General features: G+C 41.5%; 17 protein-coding genes and 1 pseudogene. 12 read left to right on the top strand and 6 right to left on the bottom strand.

Features of this window, described 5'->3' with window-relative positions; translation table 11 throughout:
* Positions 1–47 precede the first annotated feature (47 nt).
* Positions 48–665 carry a hypothetical protein gene (locus tag H6G74_RS09415; protein ID WP_190967410.1) on the bottom strand — a complete coding sequence of 206 codons (618 nt, stop codon included), beginning with the start codon at positions 663–665 and terminating at the stop codon, positions 48–50.
* A 492-nt stretch (positions 666–1,157) separates the two neighbouring features.
* Here H6G74_RS09415 and H6G74_RS09410 point away from each other — a divergent pair, with 492 nt between their 5' ends.
* The 4 genes from H6G74_RS09410 to ndhO all read left to right on the top strand — a co-directional run bounded on the left by H6G74_RS09410 (position 1,158) and on the right by ndhO (position 5,087).
* Positions 1,158–1,367 (top strand): hypothetical protein, encoded by a 210-nt coding sequence (locus tag H6G74_RS09410; protein ID WP_190967409.1) that lies wholly within the window; start codon positions 1,158–1,160, stop codon positions 1,365–1,367.
* A gap of 306 nt (positions 1,368–1,673) precedes the next feature.
* Positions 1,674–1,946, top strand: coding sequence for a hypothetical protein (locus H6G74_RS09405; RefSeq protein WP_390849420.1), 273 nt, complete (start codon positions 1,674–1,676; stop codon positions 1,944–1,946).
* Between the two features lie 265 nt (positions 1,947–2,211).
* The gene (glgB, locus tag H6G74_RS09400; protein WP_190967407.1) at positions 2,212–4,506 is read left to right on the top strand and encodes a 1,4-alpha-glucan branching enzyme; all 2,295 of its coding nucleotides are present in this window, start codon (positions 2,212–2,214) and stop codon (positions 4,504–4,506) included.
* A 365-nt stretch (positions 4,507–4,871) separates the two neighbouring features.
* Entirely contained in the window at positions 4,872–5,087 is a 216-nt protein-coding gene (gene ndhO, locus H6G74_RS09395; protein WP_062289749.1) for an NAD(P)H-quinone oxidoreductase subunit O, read from the top strand.
* Positions 5,088–5,389: 302 nt separating this feature from the next.
* Here ndhO and argJ read toward each other — a convergent pair whose 3' ends face one another.
* Together argJ and H6G74_RS09385 are read right to left on the bottom strand one after the other, a co-directional pair.
* A complete protein-coding gene (gene argJ, locus H6G74_RS09390; protein WP_190967406.1) occupies positions 5,390–6,700 on the bottom strand; it encodes a bifunctional ornithine acetyltransferase/N-acetylglutamate synthase in 1,311 nt (436 codons plus the stop codon).
* Positions 6,701–6,803: 103 nt separating this feature from the next.
* The gene (locus tag H6G74_RS09385; RefSeq protein WP_190967464.1) at positions 6,804–7,097 is read right to left on the bottom strand and encodes a hypothetical protein; all 294 of its coding nucleotides are present in this window, start codon (positions 7,095–7,097) and stop codon (positions 6,804–6,806) included.
* Between the two features lie 660 nt (positions 7,098–7,757).
* Between H6G74_RS09385 and H6G74_RS09380 the strand changes: the two genes are divergently transcribed.
* The 3 genes from H6G74_RS09380 (at position 7,758) to H6G74_RS09370 (ending at position 13,131) form a co-directional block, all read left to right on the top strand.
* Positions 7,758–8,312, top strand: a complete 555-nt coding sequence (locus H6G74_RS09380) for a pentapeptide repeat-containing protein (protein ID WP_190967405.1) — start codon at positions 7,758–7,760, stop codon at positions 8,310–8,312.
* Between the two features lie 264 nt (positions 8,313–8,576).
* The gene (locus H6G74_RS09375) at positions 8,577–8,831 is read left to right on the top strand and encodes an RNA recognition motif domain-containing protein (protein ID WP_190967404.1); all 255 of its coding nucleotides are present in this window, start codon (positions 8,577–8,579) and stop codon (positions 8,829–8,831) included.
* 82 nt (positions 8,832–8,913) lie between these two features.
* On the top strand, positions 8,914–13,131 hold the full coding sequence (locus H6G74_RS09370; protein ID WP_190967403.1) for a chemotaxis protein CheB: 4,218 nt from the start codon (positions 8,914–8,916) through the stop codon (positions 13,129–13,131).
* 942 nt (positions 13,132–14,073) lie between these two features.
* On the opposite strand, the gene gatB is transcribed toward H6G74_RS09370, so the two are convergent.
* Positions 14,074–15,549: an Asp-tRNA(Asn)/Glu-tRNA(Gln) amidotransferase subunit GatB gene (gene gatB, locus H6G74_RS09365; protein WP_190967402.1), complete on the bottom strand. Its 1,476-nt coding sequence runs from the start codon at positions 15,547–15,549 to the stop codon at positions 14,074–14,076.
* 340 nt (positions 15,550–15,889) lie between these two features.
* Between gatB and H6G74_RS09360 the strand changes: the two genes are divergently transcribed.
* Together H6G74_RS09360 and vapC are read left to right on the top strand one after the other, a co-directional pair.
* Complete coding sequence (locus H6G74_RS09360; protein ID WP_190967401.1) at positions 15,890–16,090, top strand: type II toxin-antitoxin system VapB family antitoxin; 201 nt, start codon at positions 15,890–15,892, stop codon at positions 16,088–16,090.
* A complete protein-coding gene (gene vapC, locus H6G74_RS09355) occupies positions 16,087–16,497 on the top strand; it encodes a type II toxin-antitoxin system VapC family toxin (protein ID WP_190967400.1) in 411 nt (136 codons plus the stop codon). Before H6G74_RS09360 ends, vapC begins: the two co-directional genes overlap by 4 nt.
* Before the next feature lie 121 nt (positions 16,498–16,618).
* On the opposite strand, the pseudogene H6G74_RS09350 reads toward vapC, so the two are convergent.
* Positions 16,619–16,804 (bottom strand): annotated as a pseudogene (locus H6G74_RS09350) (IS630 family transposase); the annotation flags it as partial.
* Between the two features lie 64 nt (positions 16,805–16,868).
* Here H6G74_RS09350 and H6G74_RS09345 point away from each other — a divergent pair.
* From H6G74_RS09345 to H6G74_RS09335, 3 genes are all read left to right on the top strand, one after another.
* On the top strand, positions 16,869–17,213 hold the full coding sequence (locus H6G74_RS09345) for a ribbon-helix-helix domain-containing protein (protein ID WP_190967399.1): 345 nt from the start codon (positions 16,869–16,871) through the stop codon (positions 17,211–17,213).
* Entirely contained in the window at positions 17,213–17,608 is a 396-nt protein-coding gene (locus H6G74_RS09340; RefSeq protein ID WP_190967398.1) for a type II toxin-antitoxin system VapC family toxin, read from the top strand. The genes H6G74_RS09345 and H6G74_RS09340 overlap by 1 nt, the downstream gene beginning before the upstream one ends.
* 109 nt (positions 17,609–17,717) lie before the next feature.
* Positions 17,718–19,469 (top strand): FAD-dependent oxidoreductase, encoded by a 1,752-nt coding sequence (locus H6G74_RS09335; protein ID WP_190967397.1) that lies wholly within the window; start codon positions 17,718–17,720, stop codon positions 19,467–19,469.
* Here H6G74_RS09335 and H6G74_RS09330 read toward each other — a convergent pair.
* Positions 19,458–20,228: a pentapeptide repeat-containing protein gene (locus tag H6G74_RS09330; protein WP_190967396.1), complete on the bottom strand. Its 771-nt coding sequence runs from the start codon at positions 20,226–20,228 to the stop codon at positions 19,458–19,460. The two genes, H6G74_RS09335 and H6G74_RS09330, sit on opposite strands and share 12 nt — an antisense overlap.
* Between the last annotated feature and the right edge of the window lie 43 nt (positions 20,229–20,271).

Here is a 20,271-nt window from a genome sequence, read left to right as displayed (position 1 = left end):
TTGTTATTTGTCATTTGTCTTTGAAAAATGACCAATGACTCTTGCCTTTAATATCCCAACGGTGAAGAGGTTGACTGTTGTACTGGAGAATTTGGTCTTGTATTTGATGGCGCAGAATTAGCTGAATCAGGTGCTGAAGGTAAGAAAATAGTTTTATCTGGCGTGGGGGATACTAATCCTGCACTTGGTTTTTCTGCTTCTTCCGCCATTTTGTTTTTTAACATAGCGTTGGTTGTGGTTAATTGTCGCTCGTTACGTTGGAGATTTTGTAAACGGCGGAACTCTTGATTCCACCGTTCTTGAGAATAAACTGTCCAACCATAAACAACCAGCGCCACTGCAACTAATAAAAACGTCACCACAGATGAGTAACGATGAACAGTGTACAACCGTAACAGCCAATTTGGTAAAACTTCCGCAGTCGGCACATGAGAGACTTTGGATGCCGTTAGTTCTGGTGATCCTTTGGTTGTAGGAACCGATAAACTTTTGGCATTTCGTCGCCGATGTTTCGGCGATACCACTGGAGATGGCTCTGATAGTGGAGATACACTGCTGATGACGGAACCCCGAACAGGGGAGCGCCTTCTTGGCACAGTTGGTTTAGAATTGCGTCCAAACCAAGTATTAGTTGCAGACACAGCCGATTTACGAACAGCAGCCATAAAATTTTCTGGGATAGGAAATACTGTATTTTAGTCTGTTTATTGAATTTTGCTCAGGTTAAAATAGCTTTTTCTGGGATTTGAATGAGTATAGCGTTAACTGTCAACTATCTTTGAAATGTTTTTGAGATATGACAATCCGTTGAGGAGTCGCACAACTATTGGTTTCTTGTTTCTTTTTCCCTGTCTCCATCAGTAGTTGATCAATTAAATAGATATCATCAAAAATTAGCCATTGGATCACTTGACATTTTAAGTAGTGCATCTGAGTATGGCAAGACAAGACAAAAAACAAGCCAATGATTGCGATCTCCTACTCATCGTTTGATATCGTCATCAGTCTGCGGCATCATAACTCAAACATCAAGAATCAGCCCTAAGTAAGTTTTTCAATATCTTCTAGATAGGTATTGCAACAATTCGCAATAAATTAGGTTATCTTAGTCAAAAGGCACAAACATTTGATGGCCATAATTTGGTGAAAGAGGAGTTATGAAAACAAAAATCTTTGGTTTAGCTCTCATGTTAAGTTTGGCGGCAGTTTTAGGAGCATGTGAGGGTGGTAATACACCTAATCCAACAACCTCACCAGCCGCTACAGGTGAACCCTCCGATACTGGGACTACGGCTCCTACAGTTTCTCCTATTGCTACTCCTGCTACTACTGCTACTCCTACCGCAACCCCTACTACAACACCTTAGTTCTTGAGTCTGAAGTTTTGTTTCCAGACAAGCACTTGGTCTAGGAGTTTACGAAAATGGCTTGAGTGCTTGGTTAGCAAAAAAGAATCAGAGTATTCTTGAGAAATTGGCTACCCAACTCAAGCCCAACTTATACATCTGTTAAGCTAAAGCAACAGTCAATGGACACTGGTAATGTAGGTTAATGCCACAACCAAGTGTCCATTTAAATTTTTGGCTCAATCAGTATGACTTGAAGGTGATGCGATGAGGAAAGTAAAATCTCACAAGCGAATCATATTGGGGGTATTGAGTCTTTTCTCTAGCATGGGTGTATGGTTAATCAGCCATTGGGGATCAGCAGTTATGGCTTTACCACCCCCAGAAGACATCCCAGAAGAAATATTACGAACAGAAATCATTATAGATGCGCGATCGCCTATAGATGGCAAACCAATCAGTGCTGCTGAGTATGCAGAACTACAAGCACAACTCCAAAAAGTTCCGCTACCAGAATTAAGCACCAATCTACGACAAACCCTCTTTCTACTGCGGATACGTAATGCTTTGCTGAAGTTATTCCCCTTTTTAGATTTGTAGTTATGGCAGAAGGCGCTCCGACAAAGCTGGAGAAGTCAAAAGTATTTTTCATTTTTGACTTTTAACTTTTGCCTTTTGACCTTCGACCGCTACGCTTACTATCTAACTGGTATAAAAACTTGAGAACCTAATCACCCCTTATCCCCTATGTCCCCATCTGATGTACTATAACGGTGGCAATAAATTGCAAATAAATGTAAAGAATAGATTATAGATATTAAAAAAGCCGATTTAGTTAATCACTTTATTCAACATAGGTAGCTTCATGTCCATAGCCACGATCGCTCAGGAACAGGTTAACCGTATAGTTTGGAATCAGCATCACGACCCGTTTGAAATACTTGGTTCTCATGCAGTAGAACAAAATGGTAAACAAGTGTGGGCTGTACGTGCTTATCTACCAAATGCCAGTGCAGCCTGGGTAGTTGTTCCCGAAGAACGTCAAGAATACCCCATGCAACCCGTACATCATCCCCATTTTTTTGAATGTACGATTGAAACCCCAGAACTTGCCAACTACCAGTTACGCATTCAAGAAGGAGAGCATGAGCGAGTTACTTATGACCCCTACGCTTTCCGTTCTCCGCGCATAACAGACTTTGACTTGCACTTGTTTGCGGAAGGTAATCATCACCGAATTTATGAAAAACTCGGAGCGCACCCCACCGAAATCGATGGAGTCAAGGGTGTTTATTTTGCGGTTTGGGCTCCCAATGCGCGGAACGTTTCTGTATTGGGAGATTTTAACCTTTGGGATGGACGCAAACATCAAATGCGTAAAGGCATCACAGGCGTTTGGGAATTATTCATTCCCGAAATCGGGGTAGGGGAACATTACAAATATGAAATCAAAAATATAGAAGGACACATTTATGAAAAATCTGACCCCTTCGCTTTTCAGCAAGAACCCCGTCCCAAAACAGCTTCTATTGTCACTAACTTAAATTCCTATCAATGGAATGACGAAGGCTGGATGGAAAAGCGTCGTCACACTGACCCCCTGACTCAACCAGTCTCTGTTTACGAAGTACATATAGGTTCTTGGTTACATGCTTCTAGTGCCGAAGCGCCAAAATTACCCAATGGTGAAACTGAGCCTGTAGTGATTGTTTCGGAATTAAAACCAGGGGCGCGATTTTTAACTTATCGGGAATTGGCAGACCGCTTGATTCCCTACGTCAAAGATTTAGGCTATACCCATGTAGAACTATTACCCATTGCCGAGCATCCTTTTGATGGGTCTTGGGGTTATCAAGTTACTGGCTATTATGCACCTACTTCTCGGTTTGGCACTCCCGAAGATTTCATGTATTTTGTTGACCAATGTCATCAAAACGGTATTGGCGTAATTGTCGATTGGGTTCCTGGCCACTTCCCCAAAGATGGACATGGTTTAGCTTTCTTTGATGGTACTCACTTATACGAACACGCAGACCCCCGCAAAGGTGAACATAAAGAATGGGGTACGCTGGTATTTAATTACAACCGCAACGAAGTTAGAAATTTCTTAGTAGCAAATGCTTTGTTTTGGTTCGATAGATATCACATCGATGGCATTCGTGTAGATGCTGTAGCTTCGATGTTGTATCTTGACTATTGCCGTAAAGAAGGTGAATGGGTAACTAACCAATACGGTGGGAGAGAAAACTTAGAAGCGGCGGATTTTTTACGTCAAGTAAATCACCTAATTTTTAGTTACTTCCCAGGTGTGCTTTCCATTGCGGAAGAATCAACGTCTTGGCCGATGGTTTCTTGGCCTACCTACACAGGTGGTTTGGGCTTTAACTTGAAATGGAATATGGGTTGGATGCACGACATGTTGGATTACTTCAGCATGGATCCTTGGTTCCGCCAATTCCACCAAAATAACATCACCTTTAGTATGTGGTATAACCACAGCGAGAACTTCATGTTGGCCTTGTCCCACGATGAAGTGGTGCATGGTAAGAGCAATATGATTGGTAAAATGCCTGGTGATAGATGGCAGAAAATGGCGAATGTGCGTTGTTTGTTTACCTATATGTTTGCTCACCCAGGTAAGAAAACCATGTTTATGAGCATGGAATTTGGGCAATGGAGTGAGTGGAATGTTTGGGCTGATTTGGAATGGCAATTGCTACAATTTGAGCCACATCAACAATTAAAGCAATTCTTTAAAGAACTCAACCAACTCTACCGTTCTGAACCATCTTTATACACCCAAGATTTTGCCAGAGAAGGGTTTGAGTGGATTGATTGTAGCGACAATCGTCACAGTGTAGTTTCTTTTATCCGCCGTGATAAAGATTCTGATGATTTTGTGGTAGTGATTTGTAACTTTACACCCCAACCCCATTCTCATTACCGCATTGGTGTACCAGTCAAAGGATTTTATACTGAATTGTTTAATAGTGATGCCCGTCAGTATGGCGGCAGTAATATGGGCAACTTGGGCGGTAAATGGACAGATGATTGGTCAATGCACAATCGTCCTTATTCTTTAGATTTGTGTCTACCACCTTTGGGTGTGTTGATGTTCAAGTTAGATAAGGAAAAAACGGCGGCGGCTTTAGGTGCTTAATTTTGTCGGTGGTTAAAGTTTCAACTGTTTGATTTCACAGATTGTCAGTTGGGACTGGGTGCAAGGGTCTGACAGGTGTAGGTTTTTACGTTCTGCCCCAAAAACCTTGATTTAGGGTAAAAGGGTGTAAGGGTGAAGGGGTGTATGTATCAACAACCCTTACACCCTAGACCCTTTTACCCCTTCACCCAATCTCTACAGAAAATCTTTGTGGGTAAGTCCTGGGATTACTTGTTTTCAATAGAGAAATAGTTTGAGATGTCATGGATAAGTTAAATACCTCAAAGCGATCGCTCTGAGATTTAGTATCATGTCGCAAGCTAAAATCCTCTATGAGATAATCTGCTAACTTCAGAGGGGAATATATGCCAGTCAAAAAAGGAGACATTGTTCGCGCTATCCGCGAAAAGCTAGAAAATAGCGTTGAAGCCACAGCCAGCGATACTCGTTTTCCGGCTTATTTATTTGAGACTCAAGGTGAAGTTGTGGATATTAAAGGTGATTATGCCTTTGTGAAATTCGGACAAGTCCCAACACCCAATATTTGGTTACGCTTAGACCAATTAGAACAATTTAAGTAGGCATTATGAAGACAGGAGGCAGAAGGCAGGAGGCAGTAGTTCGGCTACGCTCACCAACCGGAGGTAAAAGTCTTACTATGCCTGAATTAGTGCTTTTTAAATGTCCTGACTTATACTTCGACTGCTAATTATAAAAGGTGGGCAATGCCCACCTTTTATAATTAGGGACTTCCAAATAAAAAAACATACAATTTTTCTTGTGGGGCGGACAAGATGTCCACCTCACAAGATTTAGATAATTTATTTCTTGGAAATCCCTTACTTCTGACTTCTGACTTCTGACTCCTGAATTCTATTATCAGTTAAGTTGTATACTCGGCATTAATTTTCACGTAGTCGTAACTTAAATCGCAACCCCAAGCTTTACCTGTACCATGACCATTACCAACGCTAACAGCAATAATTACAGGATTATCTAAGCGTTGCGTTTTGATATTGCTACGATCGCCTGATAAATCATTACTATTATTAGTAGCTACTACATCCACAACTGGATAATCGGTGGCTGCTTGTTTTAAATATGCACTGGCGGCGGCGCGGTCAAATTGCAGAGGTTGACCATTTTTTAACAACAAGAAATCTCCTAACTTAATCTGCAAGTTTTCTTGCTCAAAGGGTACACCTGCACGTCCGGCGGCGGCGGCGATGCGTCCCCAGTTGGGGTCACGACCGAAAATTGCTGATTTAACTAGGGATGAACCCGCAATGGTTTTGGCGATTTGTCTGGCGGCGAGGTCATCATGAGTACCAGTGACTTGCACTTCTACCAGACAGGTTGCACCTTCACCATCCCGTGCGATCGCTTTGGCTAAATGCTGGCATACTGCTGTTAGCATCGCCTCTAATTTTTCGGCTTCTGCACTCATCTCGGTAATGGCTGGGGTGCGGGATTGACCATTTGCCAAGGCGATTAAACTATCGTTGGTGCTGGTGTCGCCATCTACTGTAATGGAATTAAAGCTTTTATCTGCGGCTCTACTCAACATTTGCTGCCAAAGGTGGGGGGAAACAGCTGCATCACAGGTGACAAATGCCAGCATTGTTGCCATGTTGGGGTGAATCATCCCGGAACCTTTGGCAATCCCACCAATACGGACTGGGCGATCATGTAATGTTGTTTCTAGGGCAATGGATTTTGTGACTAAATCTGTGGTGATAATTGCCCCAGCCGCCGCATCGGAACCTGTTTCGGACAGTTCTGCTACTAACTTAGGAATCCCACTGCGTAGGGCATCCATCTTGATGCGTTGACCAATTACACCAGTAGAAGCCAGCAAAATCAATTCGGGAGAAATATTCAATTCCTTCGCTAACAACTCTGCACTTTCTTGGGCATCACGCACACCTTGACTACCTGTGGCGGCGTTGGCTTGTCCGGCGTTGCAGAGAATAGCACGGGCGCTGGTTTTAGCTTGCAAGCGTTGACGACAATAATCTACACAAGCCGCTTTAACTTGAGATGTGGTAAATACACCAGCTGCGATCGCCTCTACATCAGATATTATCAAAGCTAAATCTGGCAATCCCGATGGTTTTAATCCTGCGGTGATTCCTGCGGCTCGATATCCTTTAGGAGCAGTCACACCACCAGTAATTTCTTGCCAGTCTGCCATTTTTCCGTTCCCCCACAAAATTAGCGGCCTGACTGGCGATTATACCAATTAACTAGTGCTGAGTGCTGAGTGCTAAGTGCTGAGTAAGATTTATTTTTCTAGCTCAGGCGGTGCTGGTTGTTTCTCTCTTAACATTTAACTTTTGACTTTTGCCTTGTTGTACTAGATTATGCGCGTGGATATGTCCCAAGTCCCAATCTGGCATTTGTTGATAACAATGGCTACAACGCCAGTAAATGCCACTATTACTCATATGACGGAGTAAACCGTATGAACAGCAAGGACAAATATGGTGACTCCACATCTGATTCCAGGTGTATGTAGTTGTATTTCCTTGGCTATCATCAGTTATAGTATGATTTAGTAATTGTCTCGATTTATTTGATAAAATCTGCATTCTTCGTCTCCTTGATCATTTTGCCCATTTGCTAATATTGATAAGGCTCTTGATCCGGAAGTTGCTATTTCTACGGATACTGAAAACTCTTGAAGGAATATTCTAATTAACTCAACACAGTCCGAGTTACTGTCAACTAGAAGAACTCTTAAAACATCTATGAATGGGACTTAGGCAGTAAAAACAGAAGCATTGTTAATAATAAAATTCCTGATATATGAAAATTAATGGCATACGCCTACATAGATTTTTTTCTTTAGTCTAATTATTGACATAAACTTACGTAAAAATTTCCCGAATTAATTACCTTGAAAATATTTAGATCCGGGAAGGCGACACAGGCTTATCACATCGCCGAACATATTTCTCATTAATTCCAACATAACATTTTCTTGAAGATTATGTTGGTGAAAGTTTTTGAGGTTTTTAGTAATTAATTGATTACCAATAATTACCATGAGACAGAACTGCCCATACCATTTTGGATTGGAAATGCTTTCTGCATCTGGGTTGTGTCTATATATTTGTCTCAATCATTTGGTGAATTGCTATAGAACTCTTGCTCATAACTGAGAAATATTTACATTAGTTAACAGTAAACTTATTTTTTTAGAGATAAGATTTACTTAATAGATAAAAAACAAAAGATTTATTTTTTTTATGGAAACTCAAGAATTTTTGAGCCGATATGCGGCAGGAGAACGGGATTTTAGTAACGTCAACTTAATTCAGGTTTGCCTGACTAACGCAAATCTGATTGGAGTACACCTGATAGGCGCACACTTAATTAGTGCAGACTTAAGAGGGGCAGATTTAACTGATGCACATATTAGTCAGGCTAAGTTGAATCAGGCAAACCTGGCTGATGCACGAATGATTGAAGCCTGCCTAATTAGTGCAGAAATGGTGGGTGCAGACTTGAGTGGAGCAGATTTGACTAATGCAAATTTAAGTGGAGCAGACTTAAGCTATGTCAAGCTAGGTGGAGCTAAATTGAGCGGGGTAAACTTAGCTGAAACAGACCTAACCGGAGCGGATTTGAGGGGAGCGGATTTGAGTGGAGCTAACTTAAAGGGAGCAAAGCTAAGTCAGGCAGATTTAGATGGAGCAGATTTAGATGGGGCAGATTTAGATGGGGCAGATATTGATGGGGCAAATATGCGGAGAACAGAAATGACTGGTACAAAGATGCCTGACGGAACAGTTCACTACTAAGTGACTTTATTGCATAGCCAAGCATGAAAGAACGACTAGTATGTTTACTCAGCACTCAGCACTCAGCACTTTCAACTCACTAATCAGGGAGCAAATTGTAGATAATCGCCATCTAATAAATAATGTTGTTTATCTCTGCATTTATTAAAGCAATAATCAACAGTATGTCAATGCTCTAGATGGAACCGTTATTTTCATCAGCATTTGGTTTTGAAAAAGTGGCATTATTTACCTCAATAACATTATTTAAATAGGAGAGATTTGATGTCAGTTTACATTGGGAATTTATCGCATGAAGTGGAAGATAATGATATTAGGCAAGTTTTTTTAAAGTATGGCTCTATTAAGAGAGTTGTAGTTTCTACTAACCAGAAAACGGGTGAAAAGAGAGGCTTTGCAGTTGTAGAGATGGAAACAGACACTGAAGAAATTGCAGCAATTCATGGGTTAAGAGGCACTGAGTGGATGGGTTATAGCCTGAAAGTTAATAGAGCTAAAACCATTGCAGATGTAAGTTAGGAGAAAAACTTTGCTACACTAGAAATATAACTATTGAATACACTAGAAAGTTAAATTTTCTAGTATTGTATTCGTTAATACAATGAACTCTAACCAATCTTCTGCGTCATCAGATTCTACTGCTGTTGAACAATTGACACAGAAGCAGCAAGATAAAAGTAATGAATTATTTCCTATAGTCGGAATTGCCGCATCTGCGGGAGGATTAGAAGCATTTACACAGCTACTGAATCGCTTACCTATCGATACTGGGATGGCGTTTGTACTGATTCAGCACTTAGATCCAAATCAGAAGAGCCTGCTGACGGAGATTCTGGCGAAAACAACCCAGATGCCTGTCCGTGAAGTGCAGAATGGGATGCTTGTTGAGCCGAACCAAGTATATGTCATTCCCCCGAACAGGAAGATGACGCTGCTTAAAGGGGTATTGCAACTCATGCCCCGTGAGAAAATTCATGGGAAATATATGCCTGCTGATGCTTTTTTTGCTTCGTTGGCGGCAGAAATAGGAAGCAAAGCCATCAGTGTTGTCCTATCTGGGAGTGATGGAGACGGCGCACAGGGATCAGAAGCAATTAAGGCCGCCGGCGGCATCACCTTTGCTCAGTGTGAAGAATCGGCACAATTCAGTGATATGCCAAATACTGCGATCGCTACTGGTGATGTTGACTTTATTCTACCACCGCACAAAATTGCTGAAGAATTAGCCAAGATTGCTCGCCATCCCAACGTTACCCGTCTGATTTCTTCACAAACAGTTGAGCCACTGCCTAAAAGTGAGACTGCTTTGCCGGCAATCTTTGCAATGCTGTTCACCGCTACTGGTGTTGACTTTACGCATTATAAACAAACGACTGTAAAGCGCCGAATTGCTCGGCGGATAATGCTGTATAACTTGGAAAGTCTAGAAGATTACGTAGAATATCTGCAAAATCATCCAGATGAAGTGCAAGCACTGTACTACGAAATCTTAATCAGTGTCACCAGTTTTTTTCGTGATCCAGACGCTTATCAAGCTTTGAAAGAGCGAGTCTTTCCGGTAATATCTCAGGGGAAATCAGTTGATGAGCCGATTCGGATCTGGATACCAGGCTGTGCAACTGGGGAGGAAGTTTATTCCATTGCTATTTCTTTAATGGAATTTTTGGAAAATGTGCTTCCCAAACCTGCTATTCAAATTTTTGCCACAGATATTAATGAGACAGCGATTGAAAAAGCCCGCTTAGGTATCTACAAACCAAGCCAAATAGTTGATGTCTCAGCAGAACGGCTAAGACGCTTCTTTAATCAAGTAGAAAGCGGCTATCAAATCAGCAAGCCGATTCGGGAACTTTGTGTTTTTGCTAAACAAAACCTGATCAGCGAACCGCCGTTTTCCAATCTGGATCTTATTAGTTGTCGTAATGTCCTGATTTACTTTGAATCTGTTTTGCAAAAGCAGGTAATGCCCATTTTTCATTACAGTCTCAAGCCCACTGGGTTTTTGATGTTAGGTGTTGCCGAGAGTGCAGGAGAATTTTCCAATTTATTTACTTTAGCAGACAGAAAAAACAATATTTATACCAAAAAATTAATACCCACTCCACTTAACTTTAACTTTGCAACCAGCAACTATCCTGTAGCGAAAATAGCTGCTGATAAGACCATGAGTCATAAGACTTGGGATATTACTTACTTAAATAAACAAGCTGACCAAATTCTTTTAAATCGTTATGTCCCAGTGGGCGTAATGATTAATGACAATATGGATATTCTGCAATTTCGGGGAGAAACCAGCCCCTATCTCAGACCAGCCCCTGGTGTTCCCAGTTTTAATTTGTTCAAAATGGCCCGAAAAGGACTGCTGGAAGAGTTGCGTACTGCGATTCATCAGGCCAAACGGCAGAATATTTCTGTGAGAAAGGAACAGATACAGATAGAAGGAAGTGAGCCATCTAGGAAAGTCAACGTTGAGGTAATTCCGTTTCAGCCTGATTCAGTGGAAACTCGCGGCTTTCTTGTTTTATTTGAAGATATACCCGCCCTAACAAATCCACAACTAAGTATCAAACCTGAAAATGTAGAACAAGTGGGTACAGAGGAAATACTCCAACTCCAACAAGAACTGGCAACCACCAAACAAGAACTTGCCGCTACTCAAGAATATTTGCAATTGATTAGTCAGGAGCATGAAGCCACCACTCAACACCTGAAAGTAGCAAATGAAGAAATCCTCTCCAGCAATGAGGAACTACAAAGTACTAATGAAGAGTTGCAAACCGCCAAAGAAGAGGTACAAGCAACCAACGAAGAATTACATACAACTAATCAAGAACTGCAAAGTCGCAATCTCGAATTACACAATGTCAATAATGACCTGTTGAATTTACTCAGTAGTGTGAATATTCCCATTCTCATACTGACCAACGATTTACGGATTCGGCGTTTCACACCAACCGCACAGCGTTTACTGAATTTGATTCCCACAGATGTAGGAAGACCACTAAGTGATATCCGCTCCACTATTGAGGTTCCTAATTTAGAGTCGTTGATTATAGAGGTAATTGATACCTTAAATCTCAAAGAATTAGAGGCGCAAGACACTGAGGGACGTTGGTACAATCTGCGAATTCGACCTTACAGAACTACAGAAAATCAAATTGATGGCGTAGTGATGGTGTTCATGGATATTGATGCCCTCAAACGCAGTACACAGAAGCTTCAACAAGCCCTTGATTATGCTGAGGCTGTGGTAGAAACTATGCCAGAACCTTTAGTAGTTCTCAATGCTGACTTACAAGTTATCAAAAGCAATCGGGCTTTTTATCGAATGTTTCAGGTAACGCCCGCCCAGACAGAACAGCAATTAATTTTTGAGCTAGGAAATGGTCACTGGAATATTCCCCAAGTGCAATCTATCCTGGAAGAAATTCTCACTCATAACACTCAAATTGAAGGTTTTGAGGTTTGCTGTGATTTTGAAAAAATTGGGCAAAAGACTATATTGCTCAATGGCTATAAAATTTTACAACCAGGAAATCAGCAGATGATTTTGCTGGCACTTCATGACATTACACAGCAGAAGTTGTTTGAGGAAGAACGCGCCCAGTTATTAGCTCAAGAGCAGTCAGCCCGCTTAGAAGCGGAGGCATCTAACCGAACTAAGGATGAGTTTTTATCTCTTTTATCCCACGAACTTCGCAACCCCCTCCACAATATTCTGGGATGGTCTGATCTACTCCAGAAGCAAAACTTTGATACTGCTCAAATGAATCGTGCAATTGACATGATCCAGCGTAGTGCTAAAGCACAAGTCCAAATGATTGAGGATCTTCTCGATATCTCGCGGATTACCACTGGCAAACTGCATCTGAATATTTATCCAATTGATCTCCGCTTTGTGATTGAGGCAGCCCTTGAGATAGTCAGATTATCGGCAGAAGCAAAAAATATTCAAATTGAATGCCACCTGCAACCCATGATTAGAAAAGTACTGGGCGATGGGGCGCGATTGCAGCAGGTAATCTGGAATTTGCTTTCTAATGCCATCAAGTTTACACCTGCTGAGGGAAGTGTGGTGATCACACTGGAGGAAGTTAATTCCCAAGCCCAGATTCGAGTTAGTGACACAGGTATTGGCATACCTAATGACTTTCTCCCTTATGTTTTTGATCGGTTTCGCCAGGCTGACAGTAGCAAAACTCGTGCTAATCAAGGACTGGGCATAGGGCTGTCCCTTGTCCGTTATCTAGTCGAACTTCATGGCGGCACAGTTCAGGCAGAAAGTCCAGGTGTAGGCTTAGGGACAACTATCATCGTTAAGCTACCACTGAACAGTAATCTTGAGGAGGATGTTAGCTCTGCTGATCCAGAGGTGATAGATATTGCCGACGATGCGGAAATATCCGTTGATAACATTCCTTCCCTGGAAGGTTTGCACGTACTGGTCGTAGATGACGATGCCGATATACGTGAATTAACGAAGATGATACTAAAAGATTACGGGGCTGAAGTAACTGCTGTCACATCTGCTGATGAAGCATTCTCAATACTCACAAGCCAACCACAGATGTATGACTTGCTATTGTCTGACATTGGAATGCCGAACCAAGATGGCTATACTTTGATTCGGCGAGTGCGTTCTCTTAGTGCTGAGGCTGGGGGACAAATTCCCGCAGTAGCAATGACAGGGTATGCCAATAGTATTGATATCCAAGAATCTAGGAAAGCAGGCTTTCAAATGTACATTCCTAAACCTGTCGAGCTAACCCAATTGGTATTTATGGTTGCTAACTTAGCTAGACAAACTAAAAATACTTGAAGATAGTAACTATAGCAGGAGGCAGAAGGCAGGAGGCAGGAGAAAAAGTCTTACTATTACTGGCATTCAAGCTTTCAAATTGTCCTAACATATCTGATTAACGCTATATCATGTCCGGCAAATCTGTTATGACTGACGCATATTTGTGCAGAAAGACGAAACTCTTTCTCCTCCTGCTCCCTGTGGTCTTTATGATAAGTCTTTTACCGGACACGATATTAAGTTTAATTTAGTCCTTCTTCTTATTATTAAACGCCTTTGATGGCGGTATGTTCGCTTTCTCAGCACTCAGCTTTTTGATTGAAAAAGGAGAGCCACTTGAGCAGCTCTCCAGATCATCAGGGTGCATCTACTTAACACAGCATATCATTTTTGCCATGAGGAGTATCACCCATTATTTGTTTTTTTGTATAAATATTGTTAAGAATTTACCCTTAGATTACTGAGATATAAAATTTTAAATGAAAATGGTAAATTTTATTACTAGCCTGTGTCACATTTCAAAATGCACATTGGCCGTTTGATGAGCTTGGATAAAATATTATTTATTTTCTAGGTTAAATAAGAGTTTTGGGAAAAACAACCCCATAGCTAACTGTTATGCTGATTGCAAACTTTTGGGTGCTGCGTGATCAGTATCGAGGATAAACCCAATCAATTCCAGACTTTGAGCAATCAATACTGTTATCACTGCCATCAATATAGCTATTCCAAATCAAGATTTCTTATGTGAGAGAAACATAACTTTCTCATTAATAAATAAGGAGAGCAGCTGAGGCAACTCTCCGAAGCATTAGGGTGAATCTACTAACCATAGAATAGCCTTTTAATTGTGAGGGCTATTACTGAGTAGATGGTATTTTTAGTAAATATCCTGTAAAGAAATTACTGAACTAAAACGTGGCAGAATGCTTGATATGGGGGTATTGACTCCCGGTCATATTAGGCATTGAGCTTCTTCTCTACCAGTTCGTTAGTTAATTTCGGATCAGCACGTTTGCTAGTCTTTTTCAGCACTTGTCCCACAAAGAAGCCTTTGAGATTGGTGTTACCGTTGCGATATTTTTCTAGTTCTTTGGGGTTAGCCGCAATCACTTCATCGACAATCGGTTCTAGTACACTGGGGTCAGTGATTAACTCTTGACCAGCAAAGGCTTTTTCTGGAGTCACACCTTGGAGTAAATCTGGCAATTTTTCTTTAGCTTGGGCGTTGCTAATTTTGCCAGTCTCGATGCGGGTGATAACTTCAGCCAAGTTCGCTGGAGTTAAAGCAATATCAGAAATGCTGAGTTTTTGCTTGTTGAGATATGCGGCGATATCTTGAGTAATCCAGTTAGCTGCGGCTTTGGGGCTTGCGCCAGATGCGATCGCTGCTTCAAAATATTCTGATACGTAACGCTCTTCTGTCAAGACTCTTGCATCATAAGCCGAAAGTCCTAATTCAGTTTCGTAGCGATGACGCTTTTGGGCGGGGAGTTCTGGTAGTTCGCTACGCCAGTTCTCTAATTGATTATCAGAAACTTCAATGGGTGCTAAATCTGGTTCGGGGAAGTAGCGATAATCGCTAGAACCTTCCTTTGTCCGCATACTAATTGTGCGTTGTGTGCCTTCTTCCCACAACCGCGTTTCTTGGATGATGCGTTCTCCAGCTTCCACAGCTGCAATTTGACGTTCAATTTCGTATTCAATCGCCCGTTGAATGGCGTTGAAGGAGTTCATATTTTTAATTTCTACCTTTGTCCCGAATTCTTTTTGTCCGACGGGACGCACAGAAATATTCACGTCGCAACGCAATGATCCTTCTTGCATATTTCCATCACTCACACCGAGATAACGCATAATCCGGCGGAGTTCTTGGGCGTATTCTGCGGCTTCTTGTCCCGAACGAATATCCGGTTCCGAAACAATTTCTACTAAGGGTACACCTGCACGATTGTAGTCTACTAAAGAATAGCTGGAACCAGACAGGCGATCGCTCCCCGCATGTACCAACTTCCCTGCATCTTCTTCCATGTGCAGGCGGGTAATTCCAATGCGCTTCCGCACAGGATTACCCTCAGCATCTACCATCTCAATTTCAATCCAACCATGTTCCGCAATGGGTAGGTCATATTGAGAAATTTGGTAGTTTTTCGGTAAATCAGGATAAAAATACTGTTTACGGTCAAATTTGCTATATTTAGCGATTTGGCAATTCAACGCTAAACCTGCTTTCACCGCGTACTCTAGCACTTTTTCGTTGAGTACGGGTAAAACCCCTGGTAATCCCATACACACGGGGTCAATGTTAGTATTTGGATCAGCACCGAACGCCGTAGAGCTACTAGAGAAAATTTTGGTATTCGTACTGAGCTGACAATGGGTTTCTAGACCAATAATCGCTTCGTACTCAGTTTTGACTGGAGTAGCAGAAGTCATAAGATTTAAAGTTCGACCAATTTACACGTAAATTACTATTTTAGCTTTGCCTTGACAACTTCTTTGTGTGGTGCGTAGACGCTCTGTGGCTTGTGGCTGCAAACATACTATATGGTAGGAAAAATTGCTACTATAGAGCAAAAAATGGACTCATATGTAGGTTGGGTGAAGCGCAGCGCAACCCAACAAATGACATCAACAAAACAGCACCCTTTCAACTATGAAAGTATCTTAACCCCAAATAAAGCGATCGCTCTCACTAAATCCTCATGAAAAGTGCGATCGCTCATAGCAGGGTGCGCTACTATCGATTTAGTCAGTTGTTGGATCAGAAGTAATTGTGGCTACACCGCTCAACATCAACGAAGCCTTACTACAAGAGGCGTTGGCACTTGACGACCAAGTGAGCATTGATTCTCTGGTGGAAACCGCACTGCGCGAATATATTCAACGTCGCAAGCGGCTCAAAGTGTTAGAACTCTTTGGTACTATTGATTATGATGCAGGCTACGACTATAAACATCAACGTCAGCAAACATGAGTGTAATTGTTGATACCTCTGTTTGGTCACTGGCTCTGCGTCGAAGAACGCCACCTGATTCTTCAAGAGCGATCGCAATATTGCAGAATTTAATCATTAATGACCAAGTTGCAATGCTGGGCGCAATTCGCCAAGAAATTCTTTCTGGAATCCGCAATTTTGAACAGTTTACCCGTCTGCGAGATTACCTGCAAGCTTTAAGAGATTTAGAACTCATAGCTGAAGACTACGAACTCGCCGCAGAGTTTTTCAATACTTGTCGCAGCAATGGTATCCAGGGTTCAAATACTGATTTTTTGATTTGTGCAGTTGCTCATCGTCGAAGCTACAGCATCCTGACTACTGATAATGATTTTTACACTTTTCGGACACATATTCCAATTATTCTATTCCCCGTTGATGCTTAGATAACATCAATCGCTCCCAGTAAATCCTCATGAAAAATTTCCTCAGTGCGATCGCTTATCTGGCAAAACAGAAAATAATTATAACGACATACAAATATAAACTATAGCAATCCTAAATCATTTATGAAAAAAGACCATAGGTATGGAGTTTAGGGAAGTCAAAAATTTGACCGTGAATTGCTAGTTCAAATAATGCTTTAACTACAGTAAAAGAATGACAGAAAAAATAAACCTCTCTGATGAATCGTTTGGCGTGCAACCAAATATCTTCTACAGGATTCTGCTGTGGTGCGTTTGGTGCAAATCGCAAGTAGCCAATATGCTCTATAGTAAGAAAAATTGCTACTATAGAGCAAAAAGAACGTATCGTTATGCCTAACGTCGAAAAAATCAGTGTAGCTCTGACCCCAGAAATGGCAGCTTTGGTTCGTAATGCTGTAGATTCAGGGGAATATGCTAGTAGCAGTGAGGTAATTCGTGAAGCACTGCGCGAGTGGAAGCAAAAACGCTTACATCAATTGCAAAATGTTGAAAAGCCGATAGCTGAACCGAAATTAGAGTTAACAGCAGAAGAGAAATTAGCTAAATTAAATAAACTATTTGGGGCTTGGAAAAATCAACCAGACTTAACAGAAATATTTGCAGAAATTGACCAGCAACGTCATACCTACCAAGGTAGAAGCCTAGACTCAATTGATAATCAGGATAACGGCTAATGTATCTGTTAGACACTAACATTTGCATTGCTTTGCTCAAAGCAGATACCCAAGCCGTGAGGAAATTTAATCTCTACTTTAGTCAATGTTATCTATCCACAATTATAGTTGCAGAACTTTATAAAGGTGTTTATTATTCTCAAAAATTAACCAAGAATCAAGAAACTTTGCAGCAGTTTCTGGAATTATTAATAATAGAACCGTTCGACATAGAGGCAGCTTGTGAATTTGGTAAAATTCAAAGCGAACTCAAAACAATTGGGAAGCCTACAGGCGAAGTAGATGCTTTGATTGCTGCTGTTGCTCGTTCTCGTGATGATATTCTTGTAACTAATAACATCAAAGATTTTATTAATATTCCTAATTTACAGTTAGAAAACTGGTTAGAAAATTAGAAATAAATTAACAATATTTTTACTTATATTGATGTTGTTTAGGATTTATTTTCTTGCTCTTTTACCCTTTGTAGCAAAAAATAATTATAACAACATCCAAATATAAACTATGACTCATCAAATATATACAACAGATATCTTAGTTGTAGGCGGGGGAACTGGTGGAACGGCGGCGGCGATTCAAGCAGCGAGAAGGGGTGTTAAAACGCTTTTGGTGAGTGAGTTTGCTTGGTTGGGGGGAATGCTAACTTCAGCCGGAGTTTCTGCACCCGATGGGAATGAATTAATTGCTTGGCAAACTGGGTTATGGGGGGCGTTTTTACGAGAACTAAGACATCGCCAAGCTGGAGGATTAGATAATAGTTGGGTGAGTTTTTTTAGTTATGATCCTGCTGTGGGGGCGGCGATTTTTGCTGATTGGGTAAAGGAGTTGGCAAATCTGCAATGGATGGCTGGACAAGTCCCACTAGAGGTTTTACAAGAGGGAAATTGTGTTACTGGGGTGCGGTTTGCTGATTTTACTGTTCATGCCAAGGTGATTCTTGATGGTACAGAATTGGGTGATTTATTGGCGTTGGCGGAAGTTCCTTACCTTTGGGGTTGGGAGTTGCAAAGTGAATGGGGAGAACCCAGCGCCCCAGTTAGTTATAATGCCCTAACAGAGAAATATCCTGTGCAGTCACCAACTTGGGTAGTAGTGATGCAAGACTTTGGTGATGCTGTTGCACCAGAAATTCCGGTTGCGCCTAATTATAATGCGGCGATGTTTGCGGGGGCTTGGGAAAACTATGGTGCTGAGAAGTTTTTAAATTATGGACGCTTGCCGGGCGATCGCTTTATGATTAACTGGCCGATCAAAGGTAATGATTATGCTGAAGGTGTCGGGCGTTTGGTAGAGTCAGAAGCATATAAAGCTGACTTTCTCCAGGAATGTCGCTGGCATAGTCAAAATTTCGCTCATTTCATCCAAAATCAGTTAGGTCGCCGCTATGGTTTGGCTGACAAGGTTTTCCCTGGGAATGACACAGCTTTTGCGCTACATCCCTATTACCGTGAAAGTCGCCGTTTAGTAGGACTCACAACAATTCGAGAACAAGATATTTTACCTGTGGCTGGGGGTAAAGTTGCATCTTTATTTACAGATGCAGTTGCAATTGGTAACTATGCTAACGACCATCATTATCCAGGGTTTGATTTACCACTACAACCAAAATCAATTCGTTGGGGCGGACGCTGGACGGGAACGCCGTTTACTATCCCTTACCGTTGTCTAGTTCCGGCGACTACAGACGGTTTATTAGTGTGTGAAAAAAATATTTCTGTATCGCACATAGCTAATGGTGCAACAAGATTACAACCTGTAGTGATGGGTATCGGTCAAGCTGCTGGTATGGCGGCTGCTATGTGCGTCGAGTTGAGTGTACAGCCGCGAGATTTACCAATTAGGGCTTTACAGGAAGCATTATTACAGGATAAACAAGCACCTGCGGCGATCGCACCTTTATTCAATTTAGATTTTTCTCCCAATCATTCACAATGGTTATCGACGCAACTAGATTATTTAGATCATCCCGAAGATTATCCTGTAAGCGGTAATTGCCCTAAAATATCTTTGCTTGAGGAAGTATCAACCCAAAATTGTGACTGTTTGACAGGTATTTTCCAACGTATAGATCAGCAGAACTATCAACTGCTAGTGACTGAACCATCAGCGTATCAAGGTCAGACGTGGAAACTAGTAACTTTGCGATCGCAAATAAACGAACAGCTACAAATTACTGTAAATGAACAATTGATTACTGTGTGGGGAAGGCTCAATTTCTCTGGTAATTGGTTATTAGTTGATCGATTAAAAGGGTAAGAACTGAAGCAGAATTGAGCCAACACTACCAACAAAATCAAAGAAACTTGCTTTACCTGTAGTCACATTTTCTTTATAAGGCGTTTGCAATTCTTTGATAAACGCTTGGGCTGTTTGGGTTCCATCGCCATTTTGTTGGGTAGCAAAGAGCTTTTCGGCAATTTGGGCATCAGCGAAAGCACCTTGGCGGTCAAACATTTGGTATTTAGCGATACCCCTTGCCAAGTAAGCACCTGCGTATTCTGGTTTAGCGGCGATCGCTTGACTAAAGTAACTAATTGCTTGCGGATGATTGCCTTTCTGCCCTTCTGCTATTCCCCAAGCATAAAACTCTTCTGGGGTAGCAATTTGTAATGGGATACCAATAGCACCTTGAAAATTAGTTCCCTGGAGGTAAGCCTTAGTAAATTCCGCATTCCCTAAATAAGAGTTTCTTAAATCTGCACCAGCAAGATTCGCCCCATTGAATTTCGCCTCTGTTAAGTTCGCACCAAACAAGCCTGCACCAGCTAAATTTGCACCACGTAAATCAGCACCAGCTAAATTAGCGCGGCTGAGATTTGCACCAGTGAGATTTGCACCACTCAAATTTGCCCCAGATAAATCAGTTAAAACTAAACCTGCACCAGTCAAATCACAGTTTTGACATTGTTTGGTGGCTAATAACTGTGTCAAATGTTCGGGATTGGCTGCTTGGGCAGTTGAAGCAGCACTGATGGCGGCGACAAATATAATTGTGGCTAAAATTGGGCTTTTCATACTTGGGTGTGGCAATATTTACTGCTCAAACTCACAATTAGGC

The organism is Nostoc spongiaeforme FACHB-130, from assembly GCF_014698475.1.
GTDB classification, from domain to species: domain Bacteria; phylum Cyanobacteriota; class Cyanobacteriia; order Cyanobacteriales; family Nostocaceae; genus Nostoc_B; species Nostoc_B spongiaeforme.
Note: the sequence above shows the minus strand (reverse complement) of the source record. Positions and strands in the feature narration are given on the sequence as shown.

What these genes read in the sequence shown, in the direction of transcription:
- H6G74_RS09415 (WP_190967410.1), bottom strand. Translation starts at nt 665, where the DNA reads ATGGCTGCTGTTCGTAAATCGGCTGTGTCTGCAACTAATACTTGGTTT.
- H6G74_RS09410 (WP_190967409.1), top strand. Translation starts at nt 1,158, where the DNA reads ATGAAAACAAAAATCTTTGGTTTAGCTCTCATGTTAAGTTTGGCGGCA.
- H6G74_RS09405 (WP_390849420.1), top strand. Translation starts at nt 1,674, where the DNA reads ATGGGTGTATGGTTAATCAGCCATTGGGGATCAGCAGTTATGGCTTTA.
- glgB (WP_190967407.1), top strand. Translation starts at nt 2,212, where the DNA reads ATGTCCATAGCCACGATCGCTCAGGAACAGGTTAACCGTATAGTTTGG.
- ndhO (WP_062289749.1), top strand. Translation starts at nt 4,872, where the DNA reads ATGCCAGTCAAAAAAGGAGACATTGTTCGCGCTATCCGCGAAAAGCTA.
- argJ (WP_190967406.1), bottom strand. Translation starts at nt 6,700, where the DNA reads ATGGCAGACTGGCAAGAAATTACTGGTGGTGTGACTGCTCCTAAAGGA.
- H6G74_RS09385 (WP_190967464.1), bottom strand. Translation starts at nt 7,097, where the DNA reads ATGCAGATTTTATCAAATAAATCGAGACAATTACTAAATCATACTATA.
- H6G74_RS09380 (WP_190967405.1), top strand. Translation starts at nt 7,758, where the DNA reads ATGGAAACTCAAGAATTTTTGAGCCGATATGCGGCAGGAGAACGGGAT.
- H6G74_RS09375 (WP_190967404.1), top strand. Translation starts at nt 8,577, where the DNA reads ATGTCAGTTTACATTGGGAATTTATCGCATGAAGTGGAAGATAATGAT.
- H6G74_RS09370 (WP_190967403.1), top strand. Translation starts at nt 8,914, where the DNA reads ATGAACTCTAACCAATCTTCTGCGTCATCAGATTCTACTGCTGTTGAA.
- gatB (WP_190967402.1), bottom strand. Translation starts at nt 15,549, where the DNA reads ATGACTTCTGCTACTCCAGTCAAAACTGAGTACGAAGCGATTATTGGT.
- vapC (WP_190967400.1), top strand. Translation starts at nt 16,087, where the DNA reads ATGAGTGTAATTGTTGATACCTCTGTTTGGTCACTGGCTCTGCGTCGA.
- H6G74_RS09345 (WP_190967399.1), top strand. Translation starts at nt 16,869, where the DNA reads ATGCCTAACGTCGAAAAAATCAGTGTAGCTCTGACCCCAGAAATGGCA.
- H6G74_RS09340 (WP_190967398.1), top strand. Translation starts at nt 17,213, where the DNA reads ATGTATCTGTTAGACACTAACATTTGCATTGCTTTGCTCAAAGCAGAT.
- H6G74_RS09335 (WP_190967397.1), top strand. Translation starts at nt 17,718, where the DNA reads ATGACTCATCAAATATATACAACAGATATCTTAGTTGTAGGCGGGGGA.
- H6G74_RS09330 (WP_190967396.1), bottom strand. Translation starts at nt 20,228, where the DNA reads ATGAAAAGCCCAATTTTAGCCACAATTATATTTGTCGCCGCCATCAGT.